Annotated in this window: 16 protein-coding genes and 1 pseudogene; 15 read left to right on the top strand and 2 right to left on the bottom strand. The window is 65.9% G+C overall.

Annotated features, from left to right (window positions below; translation table 11 throughout):
* Positions 1–45: 45 nt before the first annotated feature.
* The 3 genes from ACN2C7_RS00480 to trmB all read left to right on the top strand — a co-directional run bounded on the left by ACN2C7_RS00480 (position 46) and on the right by trmB (position 2,615).
* On the top strand, positions 46–477 hold the full coding sequence (locus ACN2C7_RS00480) for a helix-turn-helix domain-containing protein (RefSeq protein ID WP_419319244.1): 432 nt from the start codon (positions 46–48) through the stop codon (positions 475–477).
* Between the two features lie 118 nt (positions 478–595).
* A complete protein-coding gene (gene metK, locus ACN2C7_RS00475; protein WP_419319243.1) occupies positions 596–1,819 on the top strand; it encodes a methionine adenosyltransferase in 1,224 nt (407 codons plus the stop codon).
* 115 nt (positions 1,820–1,934) lie between these two features.
* The gene (gene trmB, locus ACN2C7_RS00470) at positions 1,935–2,615 is read left to right on the top strand and encodes a tRNA (guanosine(46)-N7)-methyltransferase TrmB (protein WP_419319242.1); all 681 of its coding nucleotides are present in this window, start codon (positions 1,935–1,937) and stop codon (positions 2,613–2,615) included.
* Positions 2,616–2,755: 140 nt separating this feature from the next.
* Here the strand turns inward: trmB and ppa are convergent, their stop codons facing one another.
* Entirely contained in the window at positions 2,756–3,289 is a 534-nt protein-coding gene (ppa, locus tag ACN2C7_RS00465; protein WP_062142568.1) for an inorganic diphosphatase, read from the bottom strand.
* Between the two features lie 287 nt (positions 3,290–3,576).
* Here ppa and rimP point away from each other — a divergent pair, with 287 nt between their 5' ends.
* The 11 genes from rimP (at position 3,577) to pnp (ending at position 16,700) form a co-directional block, all read left to right on the top strand.
* Entirely contained in the window at positions 3,577–4,236 is a 660-nt protein-coding gene (gene rimP / locus ACN2C7_RS00460; protein ID WP_419319241.1) for a ribosome maturation factor RimP, read from the top strand.
* Between the two features lie 2 nt (positions 4,237–4,238).
* Positions 4,239–5,951: a transcription termination factor NusA gene (gene nusA / locus ACN2C7_RS00455; protein ID WP_419319240.1), complete on the top strand. Its 1,713-nt coding sequence runs from the start codon at positions 4,239–4,241 to the stop codon at positions 5,949–5,951.
* A 54-nt stretch (positions 5,952–6,005) separates the two neighbouring features.
* Positions 6,006–6,701 carry an RNA-binding protein gene (locus ACN2C7_RS00450; protein ID WP_419319239.1) on the top strand — a complete coding sequence of 232 codons (696 nt, stop codon included), beginning with the start codon at positions 6,006–6,008 and terminating at the stop codon, positions 6,699–6,701.
* Positions 6,702–6,902: 201 nt separating this feature from the next.
* Positions 6,903–10,016, top strand: a complete 3,114-nt coding sequence (gene infB, locus ACN2C7_RS00445) for a translation initiation factor IF-2 (RefSeq protein WP_419319238.1) — start codon at positions 6,903–6,905, stop codon at positions 10,014–10,016.
* A gap of 106 nt (positions 10,017–10,122) precedes the next feature.
* Positions 10,123–10,641 carry a DUF2939 domain-containing protein gene (locus tag ACN2C7_RS00440; protein WP_419319237.1) on the top strand — a complete coding sequence of 173 codons (519 nt, stop codon included), beginning with the start codon at positions 10,123–10,125 and terminating at the stop codon, positions 10,639–10,641.
* A 187-nt stretch (positions 10,642–10,828) separates the two neighbouring features.
* On the top strand, positions 10,829–11,365 hold the full coding sequence (locus ACN2C7_RS00435; protein WP_419319236.1) for a hypothetical protein: 537 nt from the start codon (positions 10,829–10,831) through the stop codon (positions 11,363–11,365).
* 166 nt (positions 11,366–11,531) lie between these two features.
* On the top strand, positions 11,532–12,320 hold the full coding sequence (locus ACN2C7_RS00430) for a dienelactone hydrolase family protein (protein WP_419321509.1): 789 nt from the start codon (positions 11,532–11,534) through the stop codon (positions 12,318–12,320).
* Positions 12,321–12,599: 279 nt separating this feature from the next.
* On the top strand, positions 12,600–13,097 hold the full coding sequence (rbfA, locus tag ACN2C7_RS00425) for a 30S ribosome-binding factor RbfA (protein WP_419319235.1): 498 nt from the start codon (positions 12,600–12,602) through the stop codon (positions 13,095–13,097).
* A 2-nt stretch (positions 13,098–13,099) separates the two neighbouring features.
* Positions 13,100–14,032: a tRNA pseudouridine(55) synthase TruB gene (gene truB, locus ACN2C7_RS00420; protein ID WP_419319234.1), complete on the top strand. Its 933-nt coding sequence runs from the start codon at positions 13,100–13,102 to the stop codon at positions 14,030–14,032.
* A gap of 14 nt (positions 14,033–14,046) precedes the next feature.
* Entirely contained in the window at positions 14,047–14,316 is a 270-nt protein-coding gene (gene rpsO, locus ACN2C7_RS00415) for a 30S ribosomal protein S15 (RefSeq protein ID WP_056437057.1), read from the top strand.
* A gap of 245 nt (positions 14,317–14,561) precedes the next feature.
* Positions 14,562–16,700, top strand: coding sequence for a polyribonucleotide nucleotidyltransferase (pnp, locus tag ACN2C7_RS00410; RefSeq protein WP_419319233.1), 2,139 nt, complete (start codon positions 14,562–14,564; stop codon positions 16,698–16,700).
* A 176-nt stretch (positions 16,701–16,876) separates the two neighbouring features.
* Here pnp and ACN2C7_RS00405 read toward each other — a convergent pair whose 3' ends face one another.
* The gene (locus tag ACN2C7_RS00405; protein ID WP_419319232.1) at positions 16,877–17,767 is read right to left on the bottom strand and encodes a hypothetical protein; all 891 of its coding nucleotides are present in this window, start codon (positions 17,765–17,767) and stop codon (positions 16,877–16,879) included.
* Positions 17,768–18,043: 276 nt separating this feature from the next.
* Between ACN2C7_RS00405 and ACN2C7_RS00400 the strand changes: the two are divergent.
* Positions 18,044–18,186, top strand: a pseudogene (locus tag ACN2C7_RS00400) (hypothetical protein); the annotation flags it as partial.
* Positions 18,187–18,645: the final 459 nt, after the last annotated feature.

Raw genomic sequence — 18,645 nt, 5'->3', positions numbered from 1 at the left:
ACACAGGCTGAATAAAAACCGCAATTTTAGCTATCAAGCGTAGGCATGAGCTCTCCTCCGGACCAAGACCGTCACCCCAATCCGATCGATCTGCACGTCGGCGCGCGCATTCGAATGCGCCGCAAGATCCTGGGCGTGAGCCAGGAACGACTGGCCGAAGATCTGGGTCTGACCTTCCAGCAGGTGCAGAAGTACGAGCGTGGGGCCAACCGGGTCAGCGCCAGCAAGCTGTATGAGATCGCCCGCAGCCTGCAGTCGTCGGTGGCCTATTTCTTTGAGGGTCTGGCCGATCCGACCGAGTCCGGGGGTCTGGCCGAAACCGGTTCGGAGCAGTTCGTCCACGATTTCCTGATGACCCCCGAGGGTCTGGAGCTGGCCAGCCTGTTCCCCAAGATCTCCCGGGCCAAGGTGCGCCGCCGGATCCTCGACCTGGTCCGCTCGATGGCCGACGAGGACGTGGTCGAAAGCGACGCATAGCGCCAAGACCCGCGACGATCGGCGCCGCTTGCCGACATAAACATATCTTTATATGCTATCCGGCTAGCGGGATGGACCTGTCGTCCATTTCCGCCGTTTCCATGGCCGGAGCTGTCCCTTGAGCCGTTCGTCCTACATCTTTACCAGCGAGAGCGTCTCCGAAGGCCACCCCGACAAGGTTGCCGACCGGATCAGCGACACGGTGGTCGACGCCTTCCTGACCGCCGATCCCGAAGCCCGCGTGGCATGCGAGACCCTGGTCACCACCAACCGCATCGTGCTGGCCGGCGAAGTCCGGGCCGGAAAGCCCGATGGCGACAAGGCCGCCAACAAGCAGCTGACCAAGGACATCCTCAAATCGCTGGAGCCCAAGGTGCGGGCCGCGATCAAGGACATCGGCTACGAGCAGAAGGGCTTCCACTGGGAGAAGGCTAAGTTCGCCAACTACCTGCACGGCCAGTCGGCGCACATCGCCCAGGGCGTTGACGCCAGCGACAAGAAGGACGAGGGCGCCGGCGACCAGGGCATCATGTTCGGCTATGCCAGCACCGAGACCCCGGAGCTGATGCCGGCCACCCTGCAGTACAGCCACAACATCCTCAGCCGCCTGGCCAAGCTGCGCCACAGCGGCGAGCTGTCGGCCCTCGAGCCCGACGCCAAGAGCCAGGTCACCCTGGAATATGACGGTAACGGCAAGCCGGTCCGGGTCGTCTCGATCGTGGTGTCGCACCAGCACAAGAAGAAGATCGACGGAAAGGCCGCGACCTCCAAGCGCGTGCTGGATCTGATCAAGCCGCACATCCTGCCGATCTTCCCCGAAGGCCTGATCACCAAGAAGACCCAGTGGCTGGTCAATCCGACCGGCCGCTTCGAGATCGGCGGCCCCGACGGCGACGCCGGCGTCACCGGCCGCAAGATCATCGTCGACACCTACGGCGGCGCGGCCCCGCACGGCGGCGGCGCGTTCTCGGGCAAGGATCCGACCAAGGTCGACCGCTCTGCCGCCTATGCCTGCCGCTACCTGGCCAAGAACGTCGTGGCGGCCGGCCTGGCCGACCGCTGCACCATCCAGATCGCCTATGCGATCGGCGTGGCCCAGCCGGTGTCGTTCCACGTTGATCTGCACGGCACGGGCAAGGTCGATCCGGCCGTGCTGGAAAAGCTGCTGCCCACCCTGATCGGCGGGGCCACCCCGCGCGGCATCCGCGAGCACCTGCAGCTGAACAAGCCGATCTATGCCCGCACCGCCGCCTATGGCCACTTCGGCCGCACGCCGGACAACGAAGGCGGCTTCTCCTGGGAGAAGACCGACCTGGTCGGCGAGCTGAAGGGCCTGGCGTAAACGACTGTCATCCCGGGCGGCCGAAGGCCGACCCGGGACCACGGCAAACTCTGCGCTTCCTGCGGTCCCGGCTCGACGCTTCGCTTTGGCCGGGATGACAGCTATTACGGCCCCCATGACCTCCGCTCCCATTCCCCACGGGCCTCTGCGCACGTTCGGCCGCATCAAGTCGCGGCCGGTGAAGCCGCGCCAACAGGCCCTGCTCGACACCCTGCTGCCCGAAATCGCCGTGCCCGAGGCGCCGTTCGAGCCGCGCGACCTGATGCCCGAGGCCACCGAAGCCTGGCTGGAGATCGGTTTCGGCGGCGGCGAGCACATGGCCGCCCAGGCCGGTCGCCATCCGCACGCCCTGATCATCGGGGCCGAGCCCTTCGTCAACGGCGTGGCCAGCGCGGTGCGTCACATCGAGGAGCAGGACCTCAAGAACGTCCGCATCCACGAGGGCGACGCCCGCGACGTGATCGGCTGGCTGCCCGACGCCTGTCTGACGCGGGTGTTCATCATGTTCCCCGACCCCTGGCACAAGGCGCGGCACAACAAGCGCCGCCTGATCCAGCCGGCGGTGGTGGCGGAACTGGCGCGTGTTCTGAAGTCCGGCGGCCGACTGCGCTTCGCCACCGACTGGGCCGACTATGCCGAGTGGACCATCGAGCGGGTGCTGGCCGATCCGGCCTTCCGCTTCGAGAGCGAAACGGCCGACCGCAACGCTCCGCCCGCCGATCACGTGACCACGCGCTACGAGGAAAAGAAGCTGGGCGACTGCGCGCCGGTGTTCCTGGATTTCGTGCGGGTTTAGGGAGCGGGGCGACTTGCCCCCTCCGCGCCTTCGGCGCGCCTCCCCCGTAGGGGGGAAGATGAGGCGTCTTCCCCCTACGGGGGAGGACGACCGCGAAGCGGTCAGGAGGGGGCGAGTGTGATCCCGCCCCCGACCTTCAATCAGTAATTATCGTCGTGGCGCTTGATCGCCGCGCGGATGATGTCGGCGGTTTCTTCCAGGTCAGCCCAGCCGGTGATCTTGGTCGACTTGCCCTTTTCCAGATCCTTGTAGTGCTGGAAGAAGTGGGCGATCTGCTCGGTGAGGATCACCGGCAGGTCGCGCCAACTGTTCACGCCCGTATAGAAGGGGTGCAGCTTGTCGACCGGCACGGCCAGGATCTTTTCGTCCGAACCGGCTTCATCGACCATCATCAGGGTGCCGATCGGACGGCAGCGGATGATCGCGCCCGGCACGACCGGGGTCGGGCCCACCACCATGATGTCGGCGGGGTCGCCGTCATCGGCCAGGGTGTGCGGGATGAAGCCGTAATTGGCCGGATAGAACATCGCCGTGTGCAGGAAGCGGTCGACCATCAGGGCGCCGCTGGCCTTGTCGATCTCGTACTTCACCGGCTCGCCGCCCTGCGGGATCTCGATGACAGCGTTGAGGTCGTAGGGCGGGTTGACGCCCGTGGCGATCTTGGAGAGGTCCATTATGACTCTTCTGTGGAAAGGGTCCGCGGGGAGGCGGGCCTGCGCGGCGACTGTATAGGCCACAAGTGTTGCACTGCGAAAGAGGCCGCGCATGAAGCTCGCTCGCGACGGCCGGTGGCGACGCCCTGTCACGGGGGCTTCCACCCGTTCACCGATCGCGCTATATAGCCCTTACATCGTCCGTCAGCGCTGAGTGCGCTTTCGAGCGGCGGCCCGAAAGGCTGCCGCTTTTTCTTTGGCTGTTTGGCGCCCGCGCCGGATCGCCCAGTTTTGAGTTGAGAAATCCGTTGCGCGGCAAGACGCAGGAAGACCGTGATCTGATCGAAATTCTCGATCCCGTCGCCGAGACTGTCGGCTTCGAGATCGTCCGCCTGCGCCTGATGGGCGGGGCCGAGACGCGTCGCCTGCAGATCATGGCCGAGCGTCCGATGCAGCCCGACGGTTCGGGCGGCGACATGAATGTCGAGGACTGCGCCAAGCTGTCGCGCGCCGTGTCGGAAATTCTCGACGCCGCCGATCCGATCAGCGGCGAATACACCCTGGAAGTCTCCAGCCCGGGCGTCGATCGCCCGCTGACGCGACTGAAGGATTTTGACGACTATGCCGGCCTTGAGGTCCGCATCGAGCTGGACCGCGTCGCCGAGGGCCGCAAGCGCTTCAAGGGTGAGCTGGCCGGCGTCGAGGACGGCCAGGTCGGTCTCAATATCGAGGGCGAGGACGACACTACCGTCTATTTCCCGTTCGAGTGGCTGGTCGACGCCAAGCTGGTGCTGACCGACGCCCTGATGAAGCGCGGCGCCGACCAGCGCGCCGCCCGCGTGGCCGCCGACGGCGGAGACGCCGACGAGGATGACGTCGCCGCCGGTGGCGAGGACGCTGACGAAGACGATCTCGGCGACGACGCCGAAGACGAAGATTTTGACCTGTCCGAAAGTGAAGAGGACTGACCATGGCCATCGGCATTTCCGCCAACCGGCTCGAGCTGCTGCAGATCGCTGACGCGGTCGCGCGCGAAAAAGGCATCGAGAAGGAAGTCGTCATCGAGGCGATCGAGGACGCTCTTCAGAAGGCGGCTCGCGCCCGTTACGGCGCCGAGCACGACATCCGGGTGAAGATCGACACCAAGACCGGTGAGACCTCGCAAAAGCGCATCATCACCGTGGTCGGCGACGACCAGGAGATCGAGGGCGAAATCGGCCAGGTCCAGCTGTCGATCGCCAAGCGCACCTGGCGCGACGCGGAAATCGGCAAGGTCTATGAAGAAGACCTGCCGCCGTTCGAGATCGGCCGCGTCCAGACCCAGATGGCCCGCCAGGTCGTCATGCACAAGGTTCGCGAAGCCGAACGCGAGCGCCAGTACGACGAGTACAAGGACCGCGCCGGCGAGATCATCAACGGCAGCGTCAAGCGCGTCGAATACGGCAATGTCATCGTCGATCTGGGCCGTGGCGAAGGCATCATGCGCCGCGACCAGTCGATCCCGCGCGAGAACTTCAACGTCGGCGACCGCATCCGCGCCTATATCTACGACGTCCGTCGCGAGACCAAGGGCCCGCAGATCATGCTGTCGCGCGCCCACGGCGGCTTCATGGCCAAGCTGTTCGCGCAGGAAGTGCCGGAAGTCTATGACGGCGTCATCGAGATCCGCGCCGTGGCCCGCGACCCGGGTTCGCGCGCCAAGATGGCCGTGATCTCCAATGACGGCAGCATCGACCCCGTCGGCGCCTGCGTCGGCATGCGCGGTTCGCGCGTGCAGGCGGTGGTGGCCGAGCTGCAGGGCGAAAAGATCGACATCATCCAGTGGTCCGAGGACGAGGCGACCTTCATCGTCAACGCCCTGGCCCCGGCTGAAGTCTCCAAGGTCGTCATGGACGAGGAAGACGAGCGCGTCGAAGTCGTGGTGCCCGATGAGCAGCTGTCGCTGGCCATCGGTCGTCGCGGCCAGAACGTCCGCCTGGCCTCGCAGCTGACCGGCTGGCAGATCGACATCATGACGGAAAGCCAGGAGAGCGAGCGCCGTCAGAAGCAGTTCACCGAGACCACGGCCCTGTTCCAGGAAGCCCTGGACGTCGACGAAGTCATCGCCCAGCTGCTGGTCACCGAAGGCTTCGCCGCGGTGGAAGACGTCGCCTATGTCGAGCCGCACGAGATCGCGGCCATCGAAGGCTTCGACGACGAGACCGCCGACGAGCTGCAGACCCGCGCCCGCGAATTCCTCGAAAAGGAAGCCGCCGCCCTGGACGCCAAGCGCGTCGAGTACGGCGTCGAGGATGCGGTGCTCGAGATCGAGGGTGTCACCCTGCCCATGGCCGTCGCCCTGGGCGAAGGCGATGTGAAGACCGTCGAGGATCTCGCCGGCCTGGTGCCGGACGACATGCGCGGCTGGTTCGAAACCAAGGACGGCGCCCGCGTTCGCGAGCCGGGCATTCTGGAAAGCTTCAACCTGTCGCCCGAAGACGCCGAAGCGCTGATCATGCGCGCCCGGATCGTCATGGGCTGGGTCGAGGCCCCGCCGGAGCCGGAATACGAAGAGATCGAGGAACAGGTCGAATACGCCGAAGGCGAGGCCGAGACGGAAGTCGAAGCCGAGGCTGAAGCCGAGACTGAAGCTGAAGTCGAAGCGGAAGCGCCGACCGAAGCCGCCGAAGAGACGCAGGACTAAGAAACGCTTCGGCCCTTCCGGCTTTCCGGGAGGGCCGAGGTCTTTCAGAGCCCCATGGACCAAGAGCCCCAAGATCCCGCCGTTGAGGTCGCCGACGTTCCTGTCGACCCCAATGCGCCCAAGACCCATGCCGAGGCTTTCCGCCTTCGCAAGGACGTCGTGCTGGGCGAGGCGACCGACGAGAGCAAGCTGATCCGCTTCGTCGAAGGTCCCGGCGGCATCGTGGTGCCCGATCTGGCGCGCAAGCTGCCGGGCCGGGGGATCTGGGTCGGAGCCGACCGCGACTCCGTGACGCTGGCGGCAAAGAAGGGCCTGTTCTCGCGTTCGGCCAAGACCAAGCTGACGGCCCCCGCCGACCTGGCCAACCAGGTCGAGGCCTTGCTGGCCAAGCGGGTTCTGGATGGCCTGGGCCTTGCGCGGCGGGCGGGAAACATTATCTCGGGCTTCGAAAAGGTCGTCGCTGCGCTGAATTCCGGCAAGACCGCCTGGCTGATCGAGGCGTCAGACGGCGCCGATGACGGCCGCCGAAAGATGCTGACCGCCGTCTACAAGGCTCCGAACACACCGCGAATCCTCGGGATGTTCACATCCGACGAATTGGGTTTGGCCTTAGGCGGCGAGAATGTGATACACACTGCGCTTCTTGCCGGGCGCGGCACTGATCGCTGGACTTTGGACGTCGAGCGGTTATCAGGCTTTCGCCCGCTACTCCCCCCGACCTGGTCGGCGAGTTGGCGCGAGGAGCCCTAGAGCCTTTCGATTGCACCGGCATGGCCGGTCTGATCGCAAGGCTCTAGAATCTACAAGGTGGAGCGTGGCCCTTAGGGCTGCGCTTGTGCGTAAAGGGTCAGGAAACGCGCTTCTTTCGTGGAAGTACGTCCGGGCCCCTTTCTCACATGGAACGAACGGTTTTTGGCTGGGTTTCCTCCCGGCGGAAGTACAAGCGAGCGCATGAGCGACGAGAACGATAACGGTCGGCCCGGCACCCCAGGTGGGCGCGCGCCCATCACACTGAAGCCCCGCCAGGGCTCGGTGAGCGCCGGCGTGGTGAAGCAAAGCTTCAGCCACGGCCGCACCAAGACGGTAGTGGTCGAAACCAAGCGGACCCGTCCGCACGCCGCGCCGGCCGGTAACCTGGCCGCGCCGTCCTCGGCTGAGCGCCGTCACACCAACGAGCCGCGTTCGTCCCAGTCTTCTGGTGGCGGCCATTCGGCAGGCGGTCTCTCGCAAGACGAGATGCGCGCCCGGCAACGCGCCATCGAGGCGGCCCGCGAGAACCAGGACCGTCAGGCGACGCAACGCGTCGCCGACGAGGCCAAGGCGCGCGCCGCTGAAGCTGCGGCTCGCGAAGCCGCCGCCAAGGCTGCAGCGGCTGCGAAGGCCGCCGCCGAGCCCGCTCCTGCTCCGGCTCCGACCCCGGTCGTTGCTGCGGCTCCGGCGGCGCCCGTGGTTTCGGCTCCGGTGGCTGCAGCGCCTGTCGCTCCGGCGCCGGTCGCCGCAGCTCCGGTGGTTCAGGCGTCTGCGCCCGTCGCTCCGGCGGCTCCGGTTGCTGCGGCTCCGGCCGCGCCGCGCGCCGAGGCTCCGCGTCCTGCTGCGGCTTCGCCCAGCCAGACCCGCACCTACGAGCCCAGCCGCGAACGTCGCGACGACCGCACGTCGACCACCACCTATCGTCCGCCGGCCGGCGAGCGCCCCCCGCAGGGCGATCGTCCGCAAGGCGACCGGCCGTTCAACCAGCGCGCTCCGCGCCAGGACGGTCCTTACAACCAGCGCGCGCCGCGTCCCGACGCTGCGCCCCGCGCCGATGCGGCCCCGCGTGGCCCGCGTCCGGAAGGCGGCTTCCGCAACGATCGTCCGCAGGGCGACCGGCCTCAGGGTGATCGTCCGCAGGGCGATCGTCCGACCCAGACTGTCCGCTATTCGGCCCTGGCCCCGCGCCCGGCTCCCGGCGCCCGTCCGGGCCCCGGCGGTCCGCCGCGTGGTCCGCGTCCTGGCGCTCCGGCCGCCGCTCCGGCGACGCCCGAAGTCCAGCGCGCCATGCGTTCGGCCCCGCGTCCCGGCGGTGAAGTCAGCCGTCGTCCCGAGGACGATGATGATCGCCGCAAGGCCGCCGCCCCCGGCAAGGCCGTGTCGCGCGCCAAGGGCGCCCCGATGCGCCGCGAAGGCCGCCTGACGATCCAGACCGTGGCCGGCGATGGAGACTCCGCCGACCGCATGCGTTCGCTGGCCTCGGTTCGCCGGGCCCGGGAACGTGAAAAGGAAAAGCGTCGCGGCGGTCCCGCCGACCAGGTCAAGGTCGCCCGCGAAGTCGTCATTCCCGACGTCATCACCGTGCAGGAGCTGTCCAACCGGATGGCCGTGCGGGGTGTCGAGATCATCAAGTTCCTGATGCGTCAGGGCGTGATGCTGAAGGTCAACGACGTCATCGACAACGACACCGCCGAGCTGGTGGCGACCGAATTTGGTCACACCGTGCGCCGCGTGTCGGAAGCCGACGTCGAAGAAGGCTTCATCGGCGCCGAGGACATCGACGATCACCTGGAGTCGCGGCCCCCGGTGGTCACGGTCATGGGTCACGTCGACCACGGCAAGACCAGCCTGCTGGACGCGCTGCGCAAGGCCGATGTGGCCGGCGGCGAGCACGGCGGCATCACCCAGCACATCGGCGCCTACCAGGTTCGCCTGGACGGCGGCGAGAAGATCACCTTCCTCGACACCCCCGGCCACGCCGCCTTCTCGCAAATGCGGGCTCGCGGCGCCAACATCACCGACCTGGTGATCCTGGTTGTGGCCGGCGACGACGGCGTGATGCCCCAGACCATCGAGGCCATCAAACACGCCCGCGCCGCTGAAGTGCCGATCATCGTGGCCGTCAACAAGATGGACAAGCCGGGCTCGGATCCGACCCGGGTGGTCAACGAGCTGCTGCAACACGAAATCGTCGTCGAAAGCCTGGGTGGCGACACCCAGATCGTCGAGGTCTCGGCCAAGACCGGCCAGGGCCTGGACGAGCTGATCGAACGCATCACCCTGCTGGCCGAAGTGCTCGACCTGAAGGCCAACCCCGACCGCGTCGCCGACGGCGTCGTGATCGAGGCCAAGCTCGACAAGGGTCGCGGCGCGGTTTCGACCGTGCTGGTCAAGCGCGGCACGCTGAAGCGCGGCGACATCGTCGTGGCCGGCAGCCAGTTTGGCCGGGTTCGCGCCCTGCTCAACGAGCGCAACGAGCAACTGACCGAAGCCGGTCCCGCCACCCCGGTCGAGATTCTCGGCCTGGACGGCGTGCCTTCGCCCGGCGACCCCTTCGCGGTCGTCGAGAACGAGGCCCGCGCTCGCGAGCTGACCGAGTACCGCATCCGCCTGAAGCGTGAGAAGTCACTGCATCCGGTCGGCGCGGGCGCCACCAGCATGGCCGACATGATGGCCAAGCTGCAGGACAAGAAATACCGCGAACTGCCGCTGGTCATCAAAGCCGACGTGCAGGGCTCGGCCGAAGCGATCATCGGGTCGCTGGACGCCATGTCGACCGACGAGGTCCGCGCGCGGATCATCCTGTCGGGCGCCGGTGCGATCAGCGAAAGCGACGTCATGCTGGCCAAGGGCGCCGGCGCGCCGCTCATCGGCTTCAACGTCCGGGCCTCGGCCCAGGCGCGGGCGCTGGCCGAGCGCGAAGGTGTCGAGATCCGCTACTACGCGATCATCTACGACCTGCTGGACGACATCAAAGGCGTGCTCTCGGGCATGCTGGCGCCGATCCAGCGCGAAACCTTCCTGGGCAACGCCGAAGTGCTGCAAGCCTTCGACATCTCCAAGGTCGGCAAGGTCGCCGGTTGCCGCGTCACCGAAGGTGTCGTGCGCAAGGGCGCCAAGGTCCGGATCATCCGCAACGACATCGTCGTTCTGGAACTGGGCACGCTGCAGACCCTCAAGCGCTTCAAGGACGAGGTCCCCGAGGTCCCGTCTGGCCAGGAGTGCGGCATGATGTTCGCCGGCTTCCAGGACATCAAGGTCGGCGACACCATCGAGTGCTTCACCGTCGAGGAGATCAAGCGTCAGCTCGACTAGGGCCGGACTTGAGCTTCAAAACCATCGGAAAGGCGCGGATCGCAAGGTCCGCGCCTTTTTCGTTTGGCGCGCCGGACTGGAAATCGCCCAATTCAGGCGCTACGCCTTGTGCATGCGTATCAAAGCCCTTCTCGCCCTGACGGCCGCGACCTTGTCGCTCAGCGCCTGCGCCACCGTCGACCGCGTCGATGCGGCCGGCGACGTTCACACCCTGCTGACGGCGATCCGCGATCGTGACCGGGCGACCTTCGACGCCCATGTCGACCGCCAGGCGCTGAAATACGAGATCGAGGCGCGGCTGATGGCCGAAGCCCGCAACCGCAAGGCCGACAACAGCCTGATGGCGATCGCCGCCGCCCTGGCCGGTCCTGCCGCCGACATTGCGGGAGAAGCTCTGATCCGGCCCGAGACCTTCCGCGCCGCCGCCAACTATTACGGCTACACCCCCGACAAGCCGCTGCCGGGCCGCGTCGCCATCGCCGGCGCCCTGCGTCCGACCGGCGACGGCCGGGTCTGCGCCGCCAAGAAGGACGGCCCCTGCCTGCTGACCTTCACCCGCGACGGCTCGGTCTGGCGGTTGAGCGGCTTTGATCCGCAAGCGGCGAATCTGCACTTCAAGCGGTAGGGTTTTGCTCCTGTCCTCTCAAAATCCCGCTCTCCCCGGCGAAGGCCGGGGCCCAGATTCATCCGGAGCGTTTGGGGATGTCGCGCCAACGGCCCGGCCCGGGACCGCACGCGCTTGCGGGTTCGATCTGGGCCCCGGCGTTGGCTTTCGCCGCCCTTCGGGTCGCCGGGGAGAGCGGATGTGGGGTATGGCTGTCACAGTGCTGATGGTCGGATTGGCCACGACCGCCCAGGCCGAGCGGCGGATGTTCTCGTATGATCCGATCTCGCCCGACGCCAAACGGCTGACCGGGGCCGGACTGACCGTGCTGTTCGACCAGGGGCTGATGGGCGCCAGACCCATCAAGGTGCTGGCCACCGGCGTGCCGGCCCAGGGCCTGCTGATCAAGGGCAAGGACCGTGACCTGGGGCCCAAGGGCCTGGCCGGTTTGGAGGGCGTCGACGCCGACGCTTCGCTGTACGAGGTCGACCCCAAGGCCGAGCAGGGCAGGGTCTATATCCGCGCCTTCTGCCCCGGCGCGACGCGCCTGTGGCTGAGCTTCAGCCGCATCGCCGTGCGCCGCGACCTGCGCATCCAGGCGCTGGGTGATGATCCAAAGTCATCCGGCCAGGCCCGGGTGTGTGGCACGCTGGACTTCTCCTGGCGCGGGGAATGGAAACTGCCGGACGGCCGTCGCCCCGACCCGATGGAAGACTGGACCGACAACCTGAACGGTGTTCGCTAGGGCCGCTAAAGCTGTCATCCCGGCCGCAGCGCAGCGGAGAGCCGGGACCGCAACAGGCTCGGCGTTTCCGGCGGTCCCGGCTCGGCGCGCTTCGCGCTTGGCCGGGATGACAACGAGAAGGATGTCGGCCAAGCTCACGCCCAACGACAAAGGGGGGTGGGACACGATGACCAGCGCGCTGGACGGCTTTACGCGTTTCGAATTCGATGACGGCCAGTGGACCCGCGAGGTCTACAGGATCGGGACCGGCCCGGCCGTTATCGTCATCCATGAAATGCCCGGCCTGCACCCCGGCGTCCTGGCCTTCGCCCGCGACGTGGCCGCGGCCGGCATGACGGTCTTCTGCCCCAGCCTGTTCGGCAAGCCCGCCAAGACCGTCAGCATCGGCTATGCCCTGGGCGAGATCGCCAAGACCCTGTGTGTGCGTCGCGAGTTCAATGCCTGGGCCACCGATCGCTCGAGCCCGATCGTCGACTGGCTGCGGGCGCTGGCGCGTCAGGCCCACAAGGAGTGCGGCGGCAAGGGCGTCGGGGCGGTGGGCATGTGCTTCACCGGCGGTTTCGCCCTGGCGATGATGACCGAGCCGTCGGTGGTGGCGCCGGTGATGTCGCAGCCCTCATTGCCGTTCGGCAAAAAGGGTGCGGGCTCGCTGGGCTGCTCGGCCGTCGAGATCGCCTGCGCCCGCACCCGCTTTGAGACCGAGGATCTGTCGTTGCTGGCCCTGCGGTTCTCGTCCGACAAGCTGGTGCCCGATGAACGCTTCGAGACCCTGAGGCGCGAGTTCGGCGACCGGGTCGAGACGGTGGAGCTGGCCGACGCCGACGCGGCCCCCAATGCGGCCATGGCCCCCCATTCGGTGCTGACCCTGCACCTGAACCGCGCCGATCCGCTGGGCCCGACCATGCAGACACGCGACAAGGTGATCGCCTTCTTCAAGGCGCGGACGGCGGCGTAGGTCCGTCTATAGTCCGCTCTCCCCGGCGAAGGCCGGGGCCCAGATCGAACCCCTGAAGGTTTCGATCTGGACATGGTCAGAGGGCGCATCATCCCCAGACGCTCAGGCTGAATCTGGGCCCCGGCCTTCGCCGGGGAGAGCGGGTGGTGGTGGGGGCCGCTTACGCCAGGAAAGCCCAACACTGGACTTATCGCCCCCACGCGCCTAGACACCGCGCCTTGATTTTCCCCCCGCGCTCCGGTGTTCGATCCGCCGGCCGGGCTGTAAGGACATCGCGCCATGAAGCGCCATACCGACAAGACTCCCAAGCCGGCCTCCACGGGCCCGTCGCAGCGCCAGCTGCGCGCCGGCGAGCTGATCCGCCACGCCCTGGTCGATATCCTGCGCCATGAAGACCTGCAGGACCCGGCCCTGATCAATGTCTCGGTGACGGTGACGGAGGTGCGGCTGACCCCGGACCTGCGCCACGCCGTCTGTTTCGTCGAGCCCCTGGGCGCTGGCATTGCTCCCAAGATCGACCGCGAGGCCTCGTCGCCGTCGCGGATCGCCGTCGAGCTGGGCAGCCCCGAGGTGGTGGTCGCCGGCCTCAACCGCGTGGCCAAGTTCCTGCGCGGCCGGCTGGGCAAGACCATCGACATGAAGTTCACGCCCGACCTGAAGTTCATCCACGACGAGAGCTTCAACTCGGCCGCCTATATGAACCGGCTGTTCGACAATCCGGTGGTCCAGCAGGACCTGCGCCGCCTGTCCGATGTGGTCGAGGACGAGGACGACTGAGCGTGGCCCGCCGCAAGAAGGGCGATCCCGTCTCGGGCTGGCTGTGCCTGGACAAGCCCTATGACCTGACCTCGACCAGCGCCGTCAGCCGCGTCCGCCGCGCCTTCAACGCCCAGAAGGGCGGCCATGCCGGCACGCTGGACCCGCTGGCCACCGGCATCCTGCCCATCGCCCTGGGCGAAGCCACCAAGACCGTTCCGTTCCTGGTCGACGCCGACAAGGCCTATCGCTTCACCATCCAGTGGGGTCGCAACACCACCACCCTGGACCGCGAGGGCGAGACCACGGGCACGAGCGAAGTGCGTCCGACCCGCGACGAGGTCGAGGCCGTGCTGGCCGAGTTCGTCGGCGAGGTCGACCAGATCCCGCCCAACTATTCGGCCATCAAGGTCGATGGTGAGCGCGCCTATGACCTGGCCCGCGACGGGGTCGAGTTCGAGCTGGCGACGCGCAAGGTCAACATCCACGCGCTGCGCGTGCTGGAGGCCCCGGATGTCGACCACATCGTGCTGGAGATGGAGTGCGGCAAGGGCACCTATGTGCGCGCCGTGGTCCGCGATCTGGCCGCTCGGCTGGGAACCTGCGGTCACGTTGACCAGCTTCGCCGGACGCGGGTCGGCCAGTTCACCGAGGCGACGGCGATATCGCTGGAAATTCTCGAGAATTTGAGCTATGAGGCCCGCCTGTCGGAGGCATTGCTTCCGGTCGAGACCGCGCTGGACGACATCCCGGCGCTGGCCGTGACCGATGAAGACGCCTTCCGGCTTGCGCAAGGACGCGCCATTGTTCTGCTCCCAAGGCAGGTTGAAACGCTGAAAGCCGAGCTCACGCCCGGCGATCGAACCGTTTCGGCCATGGTGGGAGAGAGACTGGTGGCCTTGTGCGAGATGCGCGCCGGACGGCTCAATCCGGTGCGGGTCTTCCAACTCACCTGAGCGGAGACACACCGATGTCGATCACTGCCGAGCGCAAGACCGCTCTTATCGCCGAACACGCCCGCACTGAGGGTGACACCGGCAGCGCCGAAGTCCAGGTCGCGATCCTCTCCGAGCGCATCGCCAACCTGACCGAGCACTTCAAGACCCACAAGAAGGACAACCACAGCCGTCGTGGTCTGTTGATGATGGTTTCCCAGCGTCGCAGCCTCCTCGACCACCTGAAGAAGTCCGATCTGGGCCGTTATACGGTCCTCATCGAAAAGCTGGGTCTGCGCCGCTAGTTTGGCGCAGTCGGCCGCCCTGCTTCGGCAGGGCGGCCGAACGCTTTTATGGGCCTTGGTTTCAAGACAGGCCGAAACCAGGGTTGCTGCGGAACCGCCTCATGCGGCTCCGAACATGTAAGCCGGAGATCACGATCTCCGGACGCCTGTCGAACTGGATGAGGAATACTCGGGACCGCCCTTCGGCCGCCCGCCCCTGTCCGTCCTGAAGGAAATGGGTCCTTCGGAACCGAAAGAAGCAAAAAATGTTCGAAATCATGCGCAAGACGATCGAGTGGGGCGGCAAGACGCTGGTCCTCGAAACCGGTCGCATCGCCCGTCAGGCTGACGGCGCCGTTCTGGCCACCATGGGCGAAACCGTCGTCCTGGCCACTGCCGTGTTCGCCAAGAAAGCCAAGCCCGGCCAGGACTTCTTCCCCCTGACCGTCAACTACATCGAGAAGACCTACGCCGCCGGCAAGATCCCGGGCGGCTTCTTCAAGCGCGAAGGTCGGCCCAGCGAAAAGGAAACCCTGGTTTCCCGCCTGATCGACCGTCCGATCCGCCCGCTGTTCGTCAAGGGCTTCAAGAACGAAGTCCAGGTCGTCTGCACCGTGCTGCAGCATGACCTCGAGAACGATCCCGACATCGTCGCCATGGTCGCCGCCTCGGCCGCCCTGGTGATCTCCGGCGCCCCGTTCATGGGCCCCATCGGCGGCTGCCGCGTGGGCTACGTCAACGGCGAATACGTGCTGAACCCGACGCTCGACGAGCTGAAGGAAAGCAAGATGGACCTGGTCGTGGCCGGCACCGCCGAAGCCGTGATGATGGTTGAATCCGAAATCCAGGAGCTCTCGGAAGAGATCGTCCTGGGCGGCGTCAGCTTCGCCCACAAGTCGATGCAGGCCGTGATCAACGGCATCATCGAACTGGCCGAACACGCCGCCAAGGAGCCCTTCGACTTCAAGCCGGAAGACACCGACGCCCTCAAGGCCGAAGTGAAGAAGGCCGTCGGCGCCGATCTGGCCGACGCCTACACCATCCGCGCCAAGGGCGACCGCGTCGCGGCTCTCGCCGCCGCCAAGTCCAAGGCCGTCGAGACCTTCGCCAAGAGCGACACCAACCCGGCCGGCATCGATCCGCTGAAGCTGATCTCGGTGTTCAAGGAACTGGAAGCCGACATCGTTCGTCGCTCCATCCTCGACACCGGCATCCGCATCGACGGCCGCACCGTCGACACCGTGCGTCCGATCCTGGGTGAAGTCGGCATCCTGCCGCGCACCCACGGCTCGGCCCTGTTCACGCGCGGCGAGACGCAAGCCATCGTGGTCGCCACCCTGGGCACCGGCGATGACGAGCAGTTCATCGACGCCCTGGAAGGCACCTACAAGGAAGCCTTCCTGCTGCACTATAACTTCCCTCCCTTCTCGGTCGGTGAGACCGGTCGGATGGGCAGCCCCGGCCGCCGCGAAATCGGCCACGGCAAGCTGGCCTGGCGCGCCCTGCGCCCGATGCTGCCGGCCAAGGAAGACTTCCCCTACACCATCCGCCTGGTCTCCGAGATCACCGAGTCGAACGGCTCGTCCTCGATGGCCACGGTCTGCGGCGCCTCCCTGGCCATGATGGACGCGGGCGTTCCGCTGATCCGTCCGGTCTCGGGCATCGCCATGGGCCTGATCCTCGAAAGCGACGGCTTCGCCGTTCTGTCCGACATCCTGGGCGACGAAGATCACCTGGGCGACATGGACTTCAAGGTGGCCGGCACCAGCGAGGGTCTCACCTCGCTGCAGATGGACATCAAGATCGCCGGCATCACCGAAGAGATCATGAAGCAAGCGCTGGCCCAGGCTAAGGGCGGTCGCGAGCACATCCTCGGCGAGATGAACAAGGCGATGGATGCGCCGCGCGAAGAAGTCGGCGACTACGCGCCGAAGATCGAAACCATCACCATCCCGACCGACAAGATCCGGGAAGTGATCGGCACCGGCGGCAAGGTGATCCGCGAGATCGTCGCCACCACCGGCGCCAAGGTCGACATCAACGACGAAGGCACGGTCAAGGTTTCGGCCTCGGACGGCGCCAAGATCAAGGCCGCCATCGACTGGATCAAGTCGATCACGCAAGAAGCTGAAGTCGGCGCGATCTATGACGGCAAGGTCGTCAAGGTCGTCGATTTCGGCGCCTTCGTGAACTTCTTCGGCGCCAAGGACGGCCTCGTCCACGTCAGCCAGATCAGCAACGAACGCGTCGCCAAGCCGTCGGACGTGCTGAAGGAAGGCCAGATCGTCAAAGTAAAGCTTCTCGGCTTCGACGATCGCGGCAAGACCAAGCTGTCGATGAAGGTCGTCGACCAGGAAACTGGCGAAGACCTGTCCAAGAAGGAAGCGGCGGCCGAAGAGGCGTAAGCCTTTTCAGTCCAGTCCTTCCGGACGGAATGCAGCGGGCGGCTCCGAGAGGGGCCGCCCGTTTTGCGTTTGGGGGGTGTGGGCGGCTTTTGAGGGCCTAACTGACAATGACCGCCGTGCGCTAAAGCTCGAGATCGGACCAACGTTGCACGAGGGCTCTTGCGGCTAGATCAAAGCTATCGGCGCTTTTCTAGTTCTTCGCGAAGCACGACGGCGATTTCCCAGGCAACGTCAATGCTATCAGGAATGCCCACTTGGATTGCTTGCGCGTCGAGGGCATCAGCGAGTTTTGCAAGGTCGTAACCGCTTAGATCACGATAACTCACCGTAGGGCGGGAGAGCTTCAAGATGGGTTCTGGCTCGCTGCCAATAAAGAGATAGCCCACACCCGGCTGCGGAAGACCGATGCAAATGCCGTCGTATCCGAGACCGGTGAATATGACTGTGAACTGGCCCCCGTGCCTGTCTACTAGGGGGACGGTTCGCCAGCCGTCATCTTTGACAGGCAAATAGTCGAAATCCCCAATGATGTTGGAGAGCGAACTCGCATAGCCGAGTTGATGGCCCCCCAATGTGCAAGAGACCATAAATCCTGCAACGCCATCTGATGGATCCTGTAGAATTCGAGAAAATGCCATCCTGGCCGAAGCCACTTCATCCTCGATAGATGCAGGTGTAGCCTGCGGTAGTTGCTGCCTTAATGCGTTAAACGCTGTGGGCGAACCGATGTAACATCGTTCGCAATTTATACGTCGACCCTCTCGGATCGTGATCATTTCCTGTCCATCTTGACGAGCGACAATGAAGTCTATCGATCGTCCAGAAATTTCGTGGCACTCCAATGCGGCGCTTACAATTGTCTGAAAGTCATCTGACCGCCGGCTCAGGAGACCAGGCAAGTATGCGGTGTTTCCCGCATATCCAACTACAGCATCCCCGATCGCCAGTATTTTCAGTGTGGGCTCTCGAAAAGGGTGCTGCGACTGCCCTAGCAGCGGGATGGAGGTTGCGGTGTCTGCGACAAGTACACCTTCACCACCACGGCAAAGACCGTAGACCAGCGTCATACTATTCCTACTTGCCTCTCCGACATTACGCCGCCGAGTTTGTGGAACCGCTTAGCTCGCCCGCCGACCTCCAGGGTCGGTGCGATCCTTAAATCTCTTGGAGGCTACAGCGTGCCGAGGCGTACAGGTCTGTCAAGGACGGCCCTGCGGGCCGCCGCTCCGCGGCGACGCGAGAGCGTCGTCCTTGAGAGACCTGTACGCCTCGGCGATCGTCTCGCCGTGAGATGTAAGGGTGGCTCTGCCCGCGAGGGGCGGAGGGGCTAACGCGATCATCTCCCCCCTTTTTTTCGTCATTCCCGCCCTTGTGGCGGGAACCCCTCTATCCGCCGCAGGGGCGGTAGGGGCGAAGTGCGCGCGCACTTCGCTGGCGCTTCACGTGTCAGTTGAACCAGGGGTTCCCGCCACAAGGGCGGGAATGACGGTGGTGGGTGGTGGGTGGTGGTGGCTGTAGCGCCGACCGCCGCGCCTCGGTCGCCATGCGGGTGGCCGGCCGCGGGCACGGCGCAAGCCACACCGTGTTTCGTCCAGCGACGCCGGGGATTGGGTGCAATGGCCAGCGCCGCAGGCCCCCTCCTGACCTGCTTCGCAGGTCGTCCTCCCCCTTTCAGGGGGAAGATGAGATCGCGCCCTTCATCTTCCCCCTCCGGGGGAAGACGGTCGCGTAGCGACCCGTAGGGGGCAAGTGCGGGGATAAGCTGCGCGCCATCCTCGAGCTATCGCTGCGAGAACGCAATAAAATCAACACCCTGCATATAAACTGAGCGCGCCTGTCAGACGCGCTCAAACCTCCCGTATTCTGCTCCCACCTCGTCGCGAGGAAAGGGCGCAAGGCCAGCGACCATTGCGGCGGCGGGGGGTGATCGAGCGGGACTGGGGTC

It is taken from the genome of Caulobacter sp. ErkDOM-E, assembly GCF_048541895.1.
Classification (GTDB): domain Bacteria; phylum Pseudomonadota; class Alphaproteobacteria; order Caulobacterales; family Caulobacteraceae; genus Caulobacter.
Note: the sequence above shows the minus strand (reverse complement) of the source record. Positions and strands in the feature narration are given on the sequence as shown.